This window comes from Dickeya oryzae, from assembly GCF_009372235.1.
GTDB classification, from domain to species: domain Bacteria; phylum Pseudomonadota; class Gammaproteobacteria; order Enterobacterales; family Enterobacteriaceae; genus Dickeya; species Dickeya oryzae.
In genome coordinates, this window is the sequence record NZ_ML762920.1 from 780966 (window position 1) to 796072 (window position 15107).

Below are 15107 nucleotides of genomic sequence, written 5' to 3' on the forward strand. Positions count from 1 at the left end.
GAACTGGCAAGATAAAGCGGCTCGTTACCGGGGAACCGGTACGCCATTAAACGCTTTCACTTTCAGGTATGGCTGAGACTGACGCTGGTTATCGGCATCCAGACTTAATGTGCCGGTAATCCCCGTAAAGCCAGGTGCAACGGTTTTCATTGCCGCGATCATCGCTGCTGGTTCGGCACTGTGTGCTTTATCAATCGCTGCCGCCGCCAGCATCACGCTATCCCAGGCATAGCTGCCATATACGGAGCGCGGTTTCTCGTGGAATTTTTGCTGGTACAGCTCGGCATAATTTGCGCCGTTGCCGCTCGCCGCTTGCTGGTCAATACCCGCGACTTCCATACCAACCTGCCCGTTGGTGTACTGCGCCGGAGAACCTTCAATGGCCATGGTTAAATACATGCCATACCAGGGCGTTTTATTCAGCCCCAGTTCCCAGGCCTCACGGTTGAGCACAATGGCATCCTGGCCGTAACTGGTATAAACATAGGCTTGCGGATGGGAGCGGGAGATTTGCTCCAGCTCACGGCGATAAGAAGGCTGACCGCTGGTATAGAGCACTTTGGCGACCACTTTGCCACCCACTTTTTCAAACGCTTTGGTGAACTGCTCCGCCATCCCCTGCCCGTAAGCCCCATCAGGAGCGATAAAGGCGACGCTGCTGTAACCGAGCTGGCGCACATCTTGTGCCGAGAAGCTCGCAGAAAGGGAATCCAGGCCAATAACGCTCCAGGACGTGGCACCGATTTTGCGGATATCGGTGCTGGTGCCGGAAATATTGATGTGCAGCAGATTGTTCTTCACCAGATACTGCCCAATCGGAATGGTGACGCTGGAGGAAAAACTGCCCACCACTAACGGCACATGGTTAACCTGAGTTAACTTGCGCACAGCATTCAGGCCGGTGACCGGGCTTTCAGCGGAATCTTCCACGATCACATGCAATGGCTGACCATTGACGCCACCCTGGGCATTGACCTGTTCAACCGCCAGTTCAATACCACGGCGCTGATCTTCACCAATACTGGCGCTGGTGCCGGTTAAGGGCAGAATCGCCCCAATGTTCACATCGGCCTGCGCCGTATGCGCCAGACCTAACAACGTCATACCTGCCAGTGTTGACAGCGCCATACCCTGCCCAAAACGATTTTTCATGTTGGTTCTCCGGTTTGCTGTTACCGACTTCTGAGGCCGGTGTTGTGTCGCCTGTGCAAACGTGCACAAGCCTGCCTGGTCATGCCAAAAAAGTGCGCACCAAAGTGAATATATAAGTGCATACACTTATGCATTAAGCAAAGACGATGCCAGAAAGCCAGGATGTTCCCGATAGCACATGCTTATTTCAGGCGAGACAAATGCAAATTCCCGAATAAATACAAGGAAATCTAAAATAATAAAAATCGTATAGTAAAACTTTCACTTTCTTTTTTCTTGTTATTGATAAAAACGTCTACATACAAAAGTGAAGTCACGTTGATTCATTTTGGTGCAATGCTGCCGTAAAATGGTGCGAAAAAGTCAACACAAAAAGAAATAAGATAGAAAACACTTATGAATCAGTGCCTTTTAAATAAAGCAGAAGTGTATTCACTTTTGTGTTGAGTTGTTTTTTTCGCTGTGCTATCAATAAAAAACATTACGTGAAACAACCTGTGCAGCATTTTTATCTTCATGCTGAGTGTGCGGTAAATTAAGGGGATAATGTGGTTACTATTAAAAAGAAATCCCGTAGCGCTGACAGTGTGGAAAAGGTCTACGAGAAAGTGAAAGGCCTGGCGATTGATTACCACTTTCGTCCCGGCGAACGGGTGAATGAAGTTGAGCTTGCGGCGCAACTGGGCGTCTCGCGCACCCCGGTACGGGAAGCGCTGAACCGTCTGGCAAAAGATGGCTTTATGAACTTTGTACCCAACCGGGGTTTTTACTCCCGCGACCTGACGCCGGAAGGTGTCCGCGAGCTGTATGAAGTGCGAATGGTGATAGAACAATCCACCTTTCGTTTCGCCTGCCTGCGGGCAACCGATGAAGAGATCGCCGCGACCACCGCTATCTGGGAAGAAGTGAGCCAGCATCGCCCGGCACAAACCGAACAGGACTGGGCGAAGATCGCGGAAATCGATGAACGCTTCCACATGGAAATAGCCCGTATTTCCCATAATGGTCGGCTCTATGAAATGCTCGATAGCCTGAATTCGCTCAGCCGTTTTTTCCGACGTATCGATCTCGAAACCCCCGTGCGCAGGAATAATGCTTATGACGAACATGTCGACATTATCGCGGCGTTACGTCAACGGGATATAGAAAAAGGCGTGGTATTAATTGAGCAACATATTTCCTTGAGCGCCGAGCATGCGGTTGAAGTAACAAAGGAGGGGCTGGCCAGAATCTATTTTGGCAAACCCTGAGCTGCTCTTTTTCGTTAAAAAAACACAATAATGTAATCCGCTACCAGAAGGCATTATGCGTTCAGGTCATCTATTCACAGCGTCATGCTGCGGCATTGTGCCGGGAAAATGCAGAGGAAATATGCACGCCATTCCCGAAGACATTATTCAACAGGCGATAATCTGGCGACGTGAGATTCACGCACGCCCGGAGATTGGCTTACAAGAGTTTAATACTTCCACGAAAATCAGCAGCCTGCTACGCGAATATGACCTTGAAGTGCATACCGGTATCGCGGGTACTGGCGTGGTTGGTGTGCTTCGCCATGGTGAAGGGCCGGCAATAGCCCTGCGCGCTGATATTGATGCATTACCCATCCAGGAAAATAACGCCGTTGCCTGGTGCTCAACCTCGGCAGGCACGATGCATGCCTGTGGGCACGACGGGCATACCGCCATTCTTCTGGGGGCAGCACGCTATCTCAGCCAGACCAGAGCGTTCAACGGTACGGTGTACTTTATTTTTCAGCCTGCGGAAGAGAATGCCGGTGGCGGGCGTTTGATGGTGGAAGAAGGGATCTTTACGCGCTTCCCTGTTTCTGCGGTTTATGCGCTGCACAACTGGCCGGGGCTGCCGGTAGGCGAAGTGGCCGTTAGCGCAGGCCCGATGATGGCTTCACAGGACAACTTTTTTATCACGCTGACTGGCGTGGGATGCCATGCGGCGATGCCGGAAAAAGGAGCCGATCCGGTGCTGGCTGGGGCGCACCTGATTACCGCATTGCAAACGATCACGACGCGTCGCCTCTCTCCGCTAGACAGCGCCGTGATCAGCGTGACGCAACTGCAGGCCGGAGAAGCGATCAATGTCGTTCCGCAGACAATGCAGTTGTCCGGCACATTGCGTTGCCTGAGCCAGGCCGCCAGAGAGCGCTGCCAGACCCTGATGGCAGAGTATGTCGAACAGCTCGTCCGGCCATTTGGCGTCAGTGGCAGCATTCGTTGGGAATATGGCTACCCGGTAACCGTCAACCATGCGCAACAAGCCAAAATACTGGCGGATGCCGCACGCCATGTCCCTGGTATCACGCAGGTACACACGCAGTTATCGCCATCCATGGCTGCAGAAGATTTTGCCTATTTTCTGGAAGCCTGTCCGGGCGCTTATCTGTGGCTGGGGGCCGATGGCCCAACGCCGGGCGCGGCATTACATAACCCACATTACGATTTTAATGACCAACTTATCGCACCCGGCATCGGTCTTTGGGTATCGCTGGTGGAGAGGTCATTGGGCCCTGTTTCTGTTACTTCCGAGGATTAACTATGAGTCATATCCACTTTATTGGTGCCGGTCAAATGACCGAAGCCATTCTGCGCGCCGCCTTACAACGCGGGACATTAACCCCGGATAAGGTCAGCTTATCGGATATTGATCCTGAGCGAATTGAAACGCTGAAAGCGCGCTATCGGTTGAGCAATACACAAGATTTGCCCACAGCGCTGGCCGCCGCGGATCACATCGTGATAGGGGTTCGCCCACAGGATGATATTGCCGGTGTCGCACAGCTGATTAAAGCGCATGCAACACCGCAGGCGTCGGTCATTTCAATTATTGCGGGCGTAACGCTGGCTCAGTTGTCTGCCATGCTGGGCGAGTCACGCCCGATTACGCGGATCATCCCGAATACGCTGACGGATACCGGGCTGGGCTACAGCGGCGTGGCGTTTAATGCTTATGTCAACAGTGCGTCTGTCATGCCATTCCTCGAAAGTTTCGGCAAGGTGATGGTGCTGGAAGAGCGGCTGATTGATGTCTTTACAGGGTTTGCTGTCGCTGGCGTCAACTATGTCTATTACTTTGTCGAAGCGCTGGCTGATGCTGGTGTTCTTGCCGGATTAACCCGCACTCAGTCCACGCAGGTGGTGTGGGAAAACCTGGTCGGCGCGGTTGAAATGCTTAAATTATCCGGACGCCATCCGCGCCAACTGATGGATATTAATAACTCGCCGGCGGGTGTCGGCATTAATGGTTTATACGAGTTGAATAAAAGCGATTTCGCAGCCGGCCTGCAAAGCAGTGTTCTGGCTGCGGTACGCCGTACCACCGAGCTTTCCGGTCAAAAATAGCGCGTTAATAGGGGGTGGTCTTGTCAGTAATTTCAACGTCACTGGCCCCTGCCGCTATTGGGCCTTATGTTCAGGGGGGAGTACGCCGTTAATGGCATCAGTGTAACAGTCAGGGCAGCTCGCCTTGTTTGGGTATGCCTGTCGTCACCGACGTGGTTTGTCCGAATCGCTATGCTGCCCTTAGCGCCTGATAGCGCTCTCAACAATTCTTAGCACCAATGGTATTTGGCGAAACCCGCGTTTCACAGGAAGAGGCTTATTTCTGTTTTCGCCAAACCGTATTAAGTGTACTGAAATCATAGCGCTAACTATTGATATTCCATCTGTTTTAATATCATCACCGGGATATCACAACGCCGTGTTCCACTTCCCGAAATACCGCTTTAGTTTTTCTACCGTGTATCGCCACTTCGGCGCGGTCGGCTTGCAAACGGTATTTCGGTTGCCAAAGAACCCGACTTCGTTCACCGCGTCTTGCTCACTGCGGGTTTCCAGCCACTTCACGGAGACAAAATACTCGGATTTATCGGGGTCATCCGCATTCTGGCGGTAGAGATCACGGTACTTCAGCACATCCATCGCCAGCTTTTCACCGTCGTCAGTGTTGATGGTGAAGCTGCTGGCAGGCTCCACGGCGCTTTGCACAATACCGACGCCGACGTAACCCGTCGCCGGGATTTTCACCCACACGCGGTTACCCGGCTGAAGTTGTTTTAAGGTCTGGCTGTACCAGCTTCCGCCACCGGCGCTGATAAACCCGTAACGACTCGCCTCTTCCCAGACGCGGCTTTGCGGGTCGCCAAACGAGACGTAGAACTCCCCGTTCCAGGGTTCTTTGGCATTGGCGCTGGTGGCCGTAGCCTGTGCGGCATTGGTTTGCGTCTCGCTCGGGTCGAGAAGCCAGGCACGGCTTAAAAACTGCTCACTACCATGCTGGAAAACTTTAAAGAACAAGACGTTAATTGAGATGCCATTTTTGCTCAGGTAGTCGACGATGCGCTCTGTGGAAGGGTCCAGCTCTGCCGCCACAATGATGATTTGGTGCGACTGGTTGAGCGATTCTTCTTCCAGTTCCGTAGTAAAGCGCTGCTTAAACGCCTCGCCCAGATTACCGCCGCCGGAGAATTTTTCGTAAATCTGCGACAGGCGATCGGCGGTTAAGTCATCCACCTAGGAGGCGTAATCCAGCGCCTGCGCCACCACCTCACGCGGCGTGCGGTCGCGTTTAAGCTCAATCAGGATCAGCGACGCATCCGGCGCAATCACCAGCAGGCCGATACGCCCTTTATCGAGCGTCGGTTCCTGATGGCCGATAATCATCCACTGGTCAGAGAAAATGGTGGGATCGTTTAAGATCATCGTCTCCAACAATTGCTCGCTGGCTATTTTACTGATGGTCAGCGGCTGAGGGTTCTCCCCGGCAGTTACACGGAATTATTTACAGCGTTTTATCATAACCCCCGAAATTTTTTCTGCTGTGATTTCATGTCCTGATATCCCTTCTAAATGTAATACTTTGTGGCAATAATCTTTTACTTTCTACTCGTAGTTATTTTCAGATAATACTTATAAACTAAAATAGCTTACACACAGATTACATTAAAATAATTAATGAATATTAATCTTTCCTCAATACCAGGGTCGTAATTAATGCTGGACGTTAAAACAATTTTTTTACTTATTGTTGTCATTAACTTCACTTTTGGGATAACCATTTCATTAGCGTCAACTTCAGAGCGAAAATCCGGGTTATATCATGTCTCTTTCGCTAATATTGCACATGGTACTGGATATCTCCTTTTCATTACCGCTGCGAGTTACGGTAGCCTGTTCGTTTGGGCAGGCGAAACCTGTATTGCAATCAGTATTTCTATGTGGATGGCTGGAATCTATAAATTCCTAAAAATTCCGCCCCCATCAAAAATTCAACTACTCCTGATTGTATATGTGACGTTAATTTCATTTCTTTATAAAGACAGTAAAGATGCCCGTATTGTTTATAACTCATCAGTTTATGTCTGCATCGAGCTAATGACTACCTATGCGCTCTCGCGTTTCTGGCGTCAGATAAAGGGTCGAGGGAAATATTTGGTTCTTTTTTCCATTCTGGCCAACATGCTGATACTGACGTATCGCGTCTTTTTTGCTTTATTACGGTCACAAGATATAAAAGGTCTCTACTCAGGAGATATATCGCAGATAGTACTCTATGTTTCTGTTTTGATTACAGTGATCTGCCTTTCCGTTGGTTTTATTCTCATGACAAAAGAACGGACCGATTACTTAAATATGGAGTTAATCCTGAAAGACGGGTTAACCGGCCTTTGGAACCGACGTAAAATTGATGAAGTCGCGGCTTATGAAATGGGCCGTTTGAAACGATATGGCACACCTGTGGCGCTGGCAATCATCGATATTGATAATTTTAAACAGGTCAATGATGTCTATGGACATGCTGTTGGCGATCAGATATTAACTAAGATATCTGCCGTGTGCAGGGCCCAATTACGGGATACGGATATTATAGGGCGATGGGGCGGTGAGGAACTGGTGATTATATTCCCCAACACGGGGCTTTCCGGGTTGTACGATATTGCTAACCATTTATGTCACACAGTGAATAATGAGGTATCTCTGCCTGACCGAAGACTGAGTGTGAGTATTGGTTTATCTCTTTGTCTGAGTACGGATACATGGAGCAGCTGGTTTGAGCGTGCTGACCGCGCCTTGTATGATGCAAAAATAACAGGGAAAAATAAGGCATTATTTGATGCTCCCATTCAATTTGAGAAGAGTGCACCGGTAATCATTTGGTCTGATAAATTATCAACGGGGCTAAATGATATTGATGGTGACCATGTCAACCTCATCAACCTCACTAACAAATGGGCCGCTTATGCTCACCGGGATTACAGTAAAGCGCAGTTACTGAATTATATTGCACAGCTGCGGGAAGCCATGTTAGCTCACTTCATTCTTGAGGAAAAATCGATCTCATCGGATAGAGAATCGCCAGACAGAGCTGAACATCATCAACAGCACAAAAGCCTGATTAATCGATTAGATTATCTGGTTGATTTATTCTCAAGAGGAAATCTGGAGCTTGATGCTATTTCACAGTTTCTTATCTACGAGCTCTGCATCGAACATATTCTGACCGAAGATAAAAAAGTCTTTGATGAAGCATAACTCAGCTACCGAAATAATCAGCTGTCTAAATAACATGTGCACGTGGGTATATGGTGGCTCACCACAGCACAGGATATTTTATAAAATAGCCCCTCATCAGGAACGCTTAATCAGCCCGGCGAATCCCATGCCGCCCAACATCGCCAGGGTAAATAACATTCCTTTGGTATAACCTGCGCCCACCAGCACCAACGCCGGTCCGGGGCAAATACCGGCAATCCCCCACCCGGCTCCGAATAGCAGCGCACCGGTGATGAGCGAACCATCAATTGTTTTACTTTTCGGTAAGGCCATGTCCATGCCGAGAAGTGCCGTCTTGCGTCGTTTTGCCAGCGAAAAACCAACAATACCGACGGCGATAGCCCCCACCATCACAAACAGTAGTGAGGGATCCCACGCGGCGGATAAATTCAGAAAACCCAATACCTTTTGCGGGTTAGCCATTCCGCTAATCAATAACCCAAATCCAAAGATCAGGCCGGAGAAAAAAGACACCAGAAGAGTCATCGTCTTATCCTTACCACTGAAAATAGCCGATTAATGTGGCCGTCGCAAAACCCACCACCATAAAAACCAGGGTGGCGACCAGCGAACGCACAGAAAAACGGGACAACCCGCAAACGCCGTGCCCACTGGTGCATCCCGAACCCAGTCGTGTTCCCACCCCCACCAGAAAACCGGCCAACAGTAATCCCGGCGTAGAAGTGCTGAGCGTAACGTCCGGGTGGTGGAAGAACACGGTATACAACAATGGGGCGAGGATGAGACCGGCAAGAAACGCCAGCCGCCATTTCTCGATTATTTTTCCTTTTTCGGGCAACACGCCGACCAGAATCCCACTGATGCCGGCGATTCTGCCACAAAAAAGAACCAGTACACTGGCCGCGATACCAATTAGCAACCCGCCGCTTAAACTGGGCACTGGCGTGAATTGTTCAAGATTGATCATGATGTTTTACTCATCCTCTGCCTGTGGGCAGTACAGGGTATATAGCGTGTTGAGCAGTGACAGTACCCGTTCATCTTCGATGCGGTAAAAAATCTGTTTGCCTTCCCGCCGTGTCGTCACCAGATTCAGACGCCGCATCACGCCTAACTGTTGCGACAACGTAGGCTGGTGTATGCCCAATCGCTCCTCTAACTGAGCCACACAGGCTTCCCCACGGGTAAGCTGGCACATCAACAGTAAGCGGTCATCGTTAGCAAGCCCACGCAGCACATCCACCGCCGCCTGCGCTGCCTTTCTCATGTCGTCAGGTAACGCCTGATCGCCGGTTTGTAGCATAGCGGACACCTCATTAATATACAATTATATATAATATATTTTTATTCATTATTCTTTCAACCGTGGTGACCGCCTGTCATGACGTTGTACGCCGTGACAGCGCTCACGCTCTCACCAACACATTCACAATGATAACCGCCCAAACACACGACCTTGACCCATGACAAGGCGACCGGGCATCCAGCGTCTTTATAATCAGGCCCGTTTGTCTTCTCACTGGTGTGAATGTATGGCTTATCAGCTTAACCTTAACTGGCCCGAATTTTTAGAAAAATACTGGCAGAAACAACCTGTTGTCTTAAAAAATGCCTTCCCGAATTTTGTCGATCCGATTACGCCGGATGAGCTGGCGGGTCTGGCGATGGAGCCGGAAGTCGATAGCCGCATCGTCAGCCATGTGAATGACCAATGGCAGGCATGGAATGGCCCGTTCGAGCAGTTTGATCACTTAGGGGAAACCGGCTGGTCATTGTTGGCGCAGGCGGTTAACCATTGGCATGCGCCGTCTGCCGAGCTGGTGCGCCCGTTTCGCGTACTGCCGGACTGGCGTTTAGACGACTTGATGATCTCCTTTTCTGTACCGGGTGGTGGCGTTGGGCCGCATATCGACCAGTACGATGTGTTTATTATTCAGGGCATGGGCCGCCGCCGCTGGCGGGTCGGTGATAAATTACCGATGCGTCAGTTCTGCCCGCATCCGGCACTGCTGCACGTTGATCCGTTCACGCCAATTATTGAAGAAGAGCTTGAACCGGGCGACATCTTATATATTCCGCCGGGTTTCCCGCACGATGGCTTCACCTTCGAAACCACACTCAACTACTCGGTTGGTTTCCGTGGGCCGAACGGTAGAGATTTGATCAGCAGCTTTGCAGACTATGCGCTGGAACACGACCTCGGCAGCGAGCACTACAGCGACCCAGACTTAACCTGCCGGGAACACCCAGGCCGGGTGGAAGAGTATGAGCTTGATCGCCTGCGTAACATGATGATTGAAGTGATCAATCAGCCGGAAGCGTTTAAACAGTGGTTTGGTCGCTTTGCGAGCACGCCGCGCCACGAGTTGGATATCGCACCAGCGGAACCGCCCTACGAACCGGATGAAATTGCCGATGCCCTGCTGGCCGGTGAAGTGCTGACCCGCTTAAACGGACTACGGGTACTGCATATCGGGAACCATTTTTTTATTAATAGTGAAGAACTCGATACCGTCGCACCGGATGCAGCCGATGCCTTGTGCCGTTACACCACTATCGGTAAAAAAGAACTGGGTGACGCGCTGCACAACCCGGCTTTCGTGGCGGAATTAACCGGACTGATCAATCAGGGTTACTGGTTTTTCGACGATGACGTCGCAGACGACGACTAATATCTATTAGCCGCGACCAGATCTGGCACGTTTACGGCACAAAGCTGACAGGCCGCTTTGTGCCAAAGTGGACATTACTATCGATAATATGTAATTTTCACCGAAGAACAGAACATACCCCGTTGACACCATGCAATGAATGATCTGATACATAGGCGAAAAATTGATAAGCTATTTTCAGTAAAAGTAACAAATCCTGTTTCTGCTTTGGAAAGTTGAAACGCTAATGATTAAAAGATATTGATAGCATAAAACCTCACGGCATCCGGGTTACTGTGAGCGACCTACATTCACAAAGGCTAATATGAAACAAATTACGTTCAGTGATCTACAAGAACAAAGCGAACAGGCTGAAAATTCCCCTCGCTTACGTGCTCATCGTAATCTCCACCCTGAATTGAGCGATCCTGTTCAGCGCCTGGCTATCGCTATGGAACCGGGTACCTATATTCGCCCTCACCGCCACCCGCACACGTTTGAGCTGCTGACACCCCTCATCGGACGCTTTTTGGTATTGAATTTTGATGACGAAGGCAACGTGACCCACCGCGTTGTGCTAGGTGAAGACTGCAAGGTGCTGGAAATGGATGCTGGGACCTGGCATGCAGTTTTGTCGATGGATCAAGGAGGCGTTATTTTTGAGGTAAAACACGGGGGTTACCAGCCAGTAGCTGAGCAAGATATGGCCCCATGGGCACCCGCCGAAAACGAGCCGGGAACGGCTGAGTTGATGAAATGGTATGCACTGGCGCAAGTGGGTGATGGTGGTTTTACCCTGTAATTTTTGCTTTGAGCGGAGTGCTTTTACATGACTTTTTCAAAAAACACCACTGTGCGGCCGAAAATGCAGAGGCACTGGTGATCTTCAGACGCTGATTCTCATTTTTATTTATCAGATACATGGCATCACTGACGGGGTAAAGAATATTGCCTGGCTGTATGAGGGATTTGGAGGTGACCTCAGACATCATTTTTTGAATCGACACGGCATCGGTAGTCATCTTTTTAGCGCCAACTTCCGCCCCTCGCTCAAAACCGACTGTCAGATTTGATTGTGCACAACCAGAAAATACTGTCAGATCAAGTTTGAGCTAGTACGACTAATGTGACGAAAAGAGCAGCAGCCATGTCCAGAACCTGCTAGCCTAAAGTTCAAGCAAAAAAGACCGATACCATAAAGACGCTGGTGTGATATTGCACCAGTGCATCGGTATGCGAATGGATACCGTATTGATGGACGTCACGTCGGTACGCAGAGCAGTTCATTTACACAGAGCAGTTCGTTGCTGTACCGGCCCTCTTCCAGCACAACCATAGGATAACCACAATGGATGTATCACAGATTGCATCGCTTTCCACTGGTCTGAATAACATGCAGCTTAACAGCGAGATCGGTACTGCTGTTCTTAAAAAATCTCTGGATAATCAGAAAGACACCGTGACCAGCCTCGTCCAGTCTATCCCTCAATTACCTGCCAATCCGGCGATCGGGCGTAATATCAACACCACCGCCTAATCCCGGCTGTCTCATCAGGAACGCGGCAGTACAGCTTTCCCGTTAAGACTGATTTTGCCAACCCGGCGAGTCACACTCACCGGGTTTCTATTCTTGCCCGTTTTTGTTCCCACCGGCTCTTACTTCTTACTCTCAGCGGATTTTACCGTTGTTTGCACGCGCCTTTTACCGGCTCAAGCGATGCGCAATCAACCGTAATTCTTCAGCGATTTGCTGCAAATCGCGCTGCTCATCAATACGCGGGCCGGTAGAGTTACGGATAACCAACCTGGCAGGCAGAATGGAGGACGACCGTTGAGCGTCGCTGTCACCAGCGTTCAGCAGGCGGTTAACCGCTTCCTTGCCCTGCAGGTCGAGATCCAGCGAGACGGTGGTTAACGCCGGGTGGAAGAACGAACTTTCATAGGTCCCGTCATAACCAATCACTGATTTCTGGCCGGGAATGGTCAACTGGTTTTGATGAAAAGCACTCAATACGCCGAGTGCCATCTGGTCGTTGGCGACCAGAACTGCGCTGAATTGCGGCGTTTCACGCAGCATCTGCAATGCGCTGGCGTAACCGCTCTGTGCATCCCAGTTGCCATGCATCACCGTTGTCGGCGTCAGGCCGTATCCCTCCAGCGTTTCCAGCCAGTTTTTCAGTCGCAGCCTTGCAGAAACTGAGCTGGCGGGTCCCGCCAGTAACGCAAAATCACGGTGCCCCAGTTCATACAGATACTTCACGCTGGCCCGTGTGCCATCCGCCGGGTTAAACGACACGTTGAACACTGAACTGTAGGGGTCCACATCCAGAAACAGGCACAAAACGTCGTCGTTGTCCTCGGCGATACGCTGCGCTTCTTCCGTTTCCAGTGGCACGTTGATGATAACCTTATCAACCCGCTGTGACTTGAGTTCATTGATAGAATCCTGAATGCCATGATTGACGTTCTCATCAATCATCGAGATCAGTACCTGATAGCCTTCGATATTTGCGTATCTTTTCACCGCCGCGGCGACTTGTGACGGTGCGTGCAGCGCCAGCGATGTCGTCACCAGCCCCACCGTCATACTTTGCTTACCCACCAGTTGCTGAGCCAGTCGGTTAGGTACATAACGTAGCAACTCGATAGACTGCTCCACCTTGCGGCGCGTGGACTCGGAGACATTCGCAGATTTATTTAGCACCCGCGATACCGTCTGATAAGAAACACCCGCATGGCGGGCAACATCCTCTAACGTAGCGCTTTTCGACTTCATGATCGGGTTTTCCGTCGTGGTTTTAGCGGGATTGTAACAGTTGCCTCAACCAAAAAACCATGCCCGGAATGCCATTCTGACCAAAGCATATAAAAGTATTACGTTCACATAACAAAAACCCGTGACAGACCTCACCAATCATTACAAAACAAAATGATTTATTTGCATTAAATCACAATAAACCAACGAAATCGTTGCTCAGTTTTACGCTTAAGCATTTTATCTATCCATAAATGTGAACGTAATACATTACAACAAGAGGCCATCATGAACACCAAACTCCTTACTGTCTCTACCGCACTCACCGCCATGTTGATCTCGCCAGCCTTGCTGGCAGCAGAGGCCACCAGCGTCCCCATCGATTTTCACGGCTACCTGCGTGGTGGTGTGGGAGTATCCAATGATGGCGGCATGGCACAATGGCAGAAAAACAAACTTGGTCGCCTGGGTAACGAAAACGATACTTACGGCGAAGTGGAACTGGGCTCAGAGGTGTACAAGAAAAACGACGTCAGTTTCTACGTCGATAGCATGGTCAGTATGGTGTCAGATGGCTCTAACGATAACGAAACCACCGTCGGCAACGATGCGCAGTTCGGCCTGCGTCAGCTGAATCTGCAAATTAAAGGGCTGGTCCCCGGCGATCCTAACGCGATGATCTGGGGTGGGAAACGCTACTATCAGCGTCACGATCTCCACATTATCGATACCAAATACTGGAATATTTCCGGCTCGGGTGCCGGGATCGAAAACTATACGCTGGGCCCGGGAGCGCTGTCCGTTGCCTGGATACGTGGCGACGCCAACGCCGTGGATGACCGTATCAACGGCAACAGTAACGTCAACATCAATTATGCCGATGTGCGCTATGCCGGGCTGAAACCCTGGAAAGGTGCCTGGACCGAATTCGGTATCGACTATGCCATGCCCAATGCCACCAAAAAACAGAAAGACTACGGCGGATTGTACGATGCAGACAACGGCGTCATGCTGACCGGTGAAATCAGTCAGGACATGCTGGGCGGCTATAACAAAGTAGTGTTGCAGTATGCCAATAAAGGGCTGGCGCAAAACATGGTGTCACAAGGCGGCGGTTGGTATGACATGTGGAACCAGGTTAACAGCGCTACCGGTTATCGCGCGATCAACACAGGTCTTATCCCGCTCACCGAGCGGCTGTCATTCAACCATGTACTGACCTGGGGCTCGGCTAACCACATCAATAAAGCCACGGATACCACCCGGTTGCTGTCGTTGGTCGGGCGTTTGCAATACCAGTTTACCGATTATGTGCGCGGCATTGGTGAAGTGGGTGCGTTTACCCAGAAAGACAACTTCAAGAACGGCACCGCGTTTAAACAGAGCGGTGAGAAATATACGCTGGCACTGGCACTGGCGGCAGGCCCGGCATTTATGTCACGACCGGAATTACGGCTTTATACCTCTTATCTCAACGACAGTCAGGATGGCAAGCCGTTCAAAGACGGTACGGCGAATAACACCTGGAACGTTGGCGTACAGGTGGAGGCCTGGTGGTAACCAGCCCCCGGAATATTCCCTTCTCCGGTAGTTTTTTCATCATTGTTATCTGAACGTTTAGCGCTATGTTTTGAGGATAACCCGCCAGGTTATCCTCTTTTTTATTTATAGCGTGCGGTTATTCCGGCCGGGAAAAATGTTCCTCCAGTAATTTACGCAATGTATCCGACTGTTTACCGAATATGGCATGAACCTGCTGGCCCAGAATAATCACACCCAGCGCACCTTCTTGCTGTAATCCTTGTGAATCAACCACACTCAGATCTTTTACCGTCACCCGCAATCGGGTAATACAGGCATCGACCTGCTCGATATTCTCCCGCCCGCCAAATAACTGCAGCAGACGCTGAATTTGCTGTTTATCGTCGTCGCTTAATTCCGCCGTCGGCTTCGGGTGTGAAAAATAACGCATAACAGAATGCAGACTGACCATGAGCATACTCCTGTGAAGGTATCGTTCGG

The 15107-nt window shown here is 50.3% G+C and carries 15 protein-coding genes and 1 pseudogene; 8 read left to right on the forward strand and 8 right to left on the reverse strand.

Annotated elements, in window-relative coordinates; all coding sequences use genetic code 11:
- Positions 1–24: 24 nt before the first annotated feature.
- Positions 25–1152: an ABC transporter substrate-binding protein gene (locus FAZ14_RS03425; RefSeq protein ID WP_153508022.1), complete on the reverse strand. Its 1128-nt coding sequence runs from the start codon at positions 1150–1152 to the stop codon at positions 25–27.
- Between the two features lie 548 nt (positions 1153–1700).
- Between FAZ14_RS03425 and FAZ14_RS03430 the strand changes: the two genes are divergently transcribed.
- From FAZ14_RS03430 to FAZ14_RS03440, 3 genes are all read left to right on the forward strand, one after another.
- Positions 1701–2402, forward strand: a complete 702-nt coding sequence (locus FAZ14_RS03430; RefSeq protein WP_016943408.1) for a GntR family transcriptional regulator — start codon at positions 1701–1703, stop codon at positions 2400–2402.
- 121 nt (positions 2403–2523) lie between these two features.
- Complete coding sequence (locus FAZ14_RS03435; protein ID WP_153508023.1) at positions 2524–3702, forward strand: M20 aminoacylase family protein; 1179 nt, start codon at positions 2524–2526, stop codon at positions 3700–3702.
- 2 nt (positions 3703–3704) lie between these two features.
- A complete protein-coding gene (locus FAZ14_RS03440; protein WP_153508024.1) occupies positions 3705–4508 on the forward strand; it encodes a pyrroline-5-carboxylate reductase family protein in 804 nt (267 codons plus the stop codon).
- A gap of 348 nt (positions 4509–4856) precedes the next feature.
- Here the strand turns inward: FAZ14_RS03440 and FAZ14_RS03445 are convergent.
- A pseudogene (locus FAZ14_RS03445) lies at positions 4857–5867 on the reverse strand (nuclease).
- Positions 5868–6158: 291 nt separating this feature from the next.
- On the opposite strand from FAZ14_RS03445, the gene FAZ14_RS03450 reads away from it, so the two are divergent.
- The gene (locus FAZ14_RS03450) at positions 6159–7697 is read left to right on the forward strand and encodes a diguanylate cyclase (protein WP_153508025.1); all 1539 of its coding nucleotides are present in this window, start codon (positions 6159–6161) and stop codon (positions 7695–7697) included.
- A 96-nt stretch (positions 7698–7793) separates the two neighbouring features.
- On the opposite strand, the gene FAZ14_RS03455 is transcribed toward FAZ14_RS03450, so the two are convergent.
- Genes FAZ14_RS03455 through FAZ14_RS03465 form a run of 3 tightly spaced genes read right to left on the reverse strand, consistent with a single transcriptional unit; the run spans position 7794 to position 8982 of the window.
- Complete coding sequence (locus FAZ14_RS03455; protein WP_016943403.1) at positions 7794–8204, reverse strand: DUF6691 family protein; 411 nt, start codon at positions 8202–8204, stop codon at positions 7794–7796.
- 10 nt (positions 8205–8214) lie between these two features.
- A complete protein-coding gene (locus tag FAZ14_RS03460; RefSeq protein WP_153508026.1) occupies positions 8215–8646 on the reverse strand; it encodes a YeeE/YedE family protein in 432 nt (143 codons plus the stop codon).
- 6 nt (positions 8647–8652) lie between these two features.
- Positions 8653–8982, reverse strand: coding sequence for an ArsR/SmtB family transcription factor (locus FAZ14_RS03465; RefSeq protein WP_038925296.1), 330 nt, complete (start codon positions 8980–8982; stop codon positions 8653–8655).
- Positions 8983–9211: 229 nt separating this feature from the next.
- Between FAZ14_RS03465 and FAZ14_RS03470 the strand changes: the two genes are divergently transcribed.
- Together FAZ14_RS03470 and FAZ14_RS03475 are read left to right on the forward strand one after the other, a co-directional pair.
- Positions 9212–10351, forward strand: a complete 1140-nt coding sequence (locus tag FAZ14_RS03470) for a ribosomal protein uL16 3-hydroxylase (protein WP_016943400.1) — start codon at positions 9212–9214, stop codon at positions 10349–10351.
- Between the two features lie 304 nt (positions 10352–10655).
- Positions 10656–11132, forward strand: coding sequence for a WbuC family cupin fold metalloprotein (locus FAZ14_RS03475; RefSeq protein WP_016943399.1), 477 nt, complete (start codon positions 10656–10658; stop codon positions 11130–11132).
- Here the strand turns inward: FAZ14_RS03475 and FAZ14_RS03480 are convergent.
- Positions 11122–11352, reverse strand: a complete 231-nt coding sequence (locus FAZ14_RS03480; RefSeq protein WP_016943398.1) for a hypothetical protein — start codon at positions 11350–11352, stop codon at positions 11122–11124. The genes FAZ14_RS03475 and FAZ14_RS03480 overlap by 11 nt on opposite strands.
- A gap of 326 nt (positions 11353–11678) precedes the next feature.
- Here FAZ14_RS03480 and FAZ14_RS03485 point away from each other — a divergent pair, with 326 nt between their 5' ends.
- Complete coding sequence (locus FAZ14_RS03485; protein ID WP_016943397.1) at positions 11679–11867, forward strand: YjfB family protein; 189 nt, start codon at positions 11679–11681, stop codon at positions 11865–11867.
- A 165-nt stretch (positions 11868–12032) separates the two neighbouring features.
- On the opposite strand, the gene FAZ14_RS03490 is transcribed toward FAZ14_RS03485, so the two are convergent.
- Entirely contained in the window at positions 12033–13106 is a 1074-nt protein-coding gene (locus FAZ14_RS03490; protein ID WP_038925295.1) for a LacI family DNA-binding transcriptional regulator, read from the reverse strand.
- Positions 13107–13373: 267 nt separating this feature from the next.
- Here FAZ14_RS03490 and FAZ14_RS03495 point away from each other — a divergent pair, with 267 nt between their 5' ends.
- The gene (locus FAZ14_RS03495; RefSeq protein WP_153508027.1) at positions 13374–14645 is read left to right on the forward strand and encodes a maltoporin; all 1272 of its coding nucleotides are present in this window, start codon (positions 13374–13376) and stop codon (positions 14643–14645) included.
- A 118-nt stretch (positions 14646–14763) separates the two neighbouring features.
- On the opposite strand, the gene FAZ14_RS03500 is transcribed toward FAZ14_RS03495, so the two are convergent.
- The gene (locus FAZ14_RS03500; protein ID WP_153508028.1) at positions 14764–15078 is read right to left on the reverse strand and encodes a PTS sugar transporter subunit IIB; all 315 of its coding nucleotides are present in this window, start codon (positions 15076–15078) and stop codon (positions 14764–14766) included.
- Positions 15079–15107 lie beyond the last annotated feature (29 nt).

What these genes read in the sequence shown, in the direction of transcription:
- FAZ14_RS03425 (WP_153508022.1), bottom strand. Translation starts at nt 1,152, where the DNA reads ATGAAAAATCGTTTTGGGCAGGGTATGGCGCTGTCAACACTGGCAGGT.
- FAZ14_RS03435 (WP_153508023.1), top strand. Translation starts at nt 2,524, where the DNA reads ATGCACGCCATTCCCGAAGACATTATTCAACAGGCGATAATCTGGCGA.
- FAZ14_RS03440 (WP_153508024.1), top strand. Translation starts at nt 3,705, where the DNA reads ATGAGTCATATCCACTTTATTGGTGCCGGTCAAATGACCGAAGCCATT.
- FAZ14_RS03450 (WP_153508025.1), top strand. Translation starts at nt 6,159, where the DNA reads ATGCTGGACGTTAAAACAATTTTTTTACTTATTGTTGTCATTAACTTC.
- FAZ14_RS03455 (WP_016943403.1), bottom strand. Translation starts at nt 8,204, where the DNA reads ATGACTCTTCTGGTGTCTTTTTTCTCCGGCCTGATCTTTGGATTTGGG.
- FAZ14_RS03460 (WP_153508026.1), bottom strand. Translation starts at nt 8,646, where the DNA reads ATGATCAATCTTGAACAATTCACGCCAGTGCCCAGTTTAAGCGGCGGG.
- FAZ14_RS03465 (WP_038925296.1), bottom strand. Translation starts at nt 8,982, where the DNA reads ATGCTACAAACCGGCGATCAGGCGTTACCTGACGACATGAGAAAGGCA.
- FAZ14_RS03470 (WP_016943400.1), top strand. Translation starts at nt 9,212, where the DNA reads ATGGCTTATCAGCTTAACCTTAACTGGCCCGAATTTTTAGAAAAATAC.
- FAZ14_RS03475 (WP_016943399.1), top strand. Translation starts at nt 10,656, where the DNA reads ATGAAACAAATTACGTTCAGTGATCTACAAGAACAAAGCGAACAGGCT.
- FAZ14_RS03480 (WP_016943398.1), bottom strand. Translation starts at nt 11,352, where the DNA reads ATGACTACCGATGCCGTGTCGATTCAAAAAATGATGTCTGAGGTCACC.
- FAZ14_RS03485 (WP_016943397.1), top strand. Translation starts at nt 11,679, where the DNA reads ATGGATGTATCACAGATTGCATCGCTTTCCACTGGTCTGAATAACATG.
- FAZ14_RS03490 (WP_038925295.1), bottom strand. Translation starts at nt 13,106, where the DNA reads ATGAAGTCGAAAAGCGCTACGTTAGAGGATGTTGCCCGCCATGCGGGT.
- FAZ14_RS03495 (WP_153508027.1), top strand. Translation starts at nt 13,374, where the DNA reads ATGAACACCAAACTCCTTACTGTCTCTACCGCACTCACCGCCATGTTG.
- FAZ14_RS03500 (WP_153508028.1), bottom strand. Translation starts at nt 15,078, where the DNA reads ATGGTCAGTCTGCATTCTGTTATGCGTTATTTTTCACACCCGAAGCCG.